The organism is Mycobacterium sp. E1747 (assembly GCF_001667775.1).
Taxonomy (GTDB): Bacteria; Actinomycetota; Actinomycetes; order Mycobacteriales; family Mycobacteriaceae; genus Mycobacterium.
The window spans coordinates 1-759 of the sequence record NZ_LZJI01000102.1 but is presented as its reverse complement, the minus strand read 5'-3'; the positions used below and the strand labels follow the sequence as shown (position 1 = coordinate 759).

The following is a 759-nucleotide window of genomic DNA, read 5'->3' as shown; positions in this document are numbered from 1 at the left end:
CGCAGAACGGAATGTGCCGCTGGACGCCAACGCCCCGCAGGGGGCGTTCACCGCCGCCCGGGCCGCCAAGGCCGCGGGCGTGCAGATCTCGACCATCTCCTTCGGGACGCCGTACGGCACCGTCGAATACGAGGGCGCCACGATCCCGGTTCCCGTCGACGACCAGACGCTGCAGAAGATCTGCGAGATCACCGACGGCCAGGCGTTCCACGCCGACAGCCTGGAATCGCTGAAGAACGTCTACTCGACCCTGCAGCGCCAGATCGGCTACGAGACCGTCAAGGGCGACGCCAGCCTGGCCTGGATGCTGCTGGGCGCGGTCGCGTTGGCCGGTGCGATCCTGGCCGGGCTGTTCCTGAATCGCCGGCTGCCCTCCTGAGCGATCAGACCGGCAGCCGCCGGTTGATCAGCAGCGCCAGCGCCGTCGCGATCAAGGCGGTGATCACGCCCAGGCGCAGCCACCCGGCGCTGCCCGGCCCCGGCACGGTCCGATAACCGATGTCCTTCTCGATGGCGTTGTAGCTCTTGTTGAGCTCGGCGATGTTGCTGGCGGTGTAGGACTGCCCGCCGGACAGCTTGGCGATGGTCTTCATGTGGTCCGTCGAGACCGGGACGGCGACGCGCTGCCCGTCCATCTCGATCTCGCCGGTCTTGGTGCCGAACGAGATCGTCGAAATGGGCACGCCCTCGTCGCGGGCCAGCCGCGCCGCCGTGTACGCCCCGTCGTGCGGGTCGCTGGGATTGGACGGCTTGTTCTCC

At 68.6% G+C, this 759-nt stretch carries 2 pseudogenes; one reads left to right on the top strand and one right to left on the bottom strand.

Annotated elements, in window-relative coordinates:
- Positions 1 to 379: pseudogene (locus A5695_RS10660) on the top strand (hypothetical protein); the annotation flags it as partial.
- A 4-nt stretch (positions 380 to 383) separates the two neighbouring features.
- Here A5695_RS10660 and A5695_RS10655 read toward each other — a convergent pair.
- A pseudogene (locus A5695_RS10655) lies at positions 384 to 759 on the bottom strand (hypothetical protein); the annotation flags it as partial.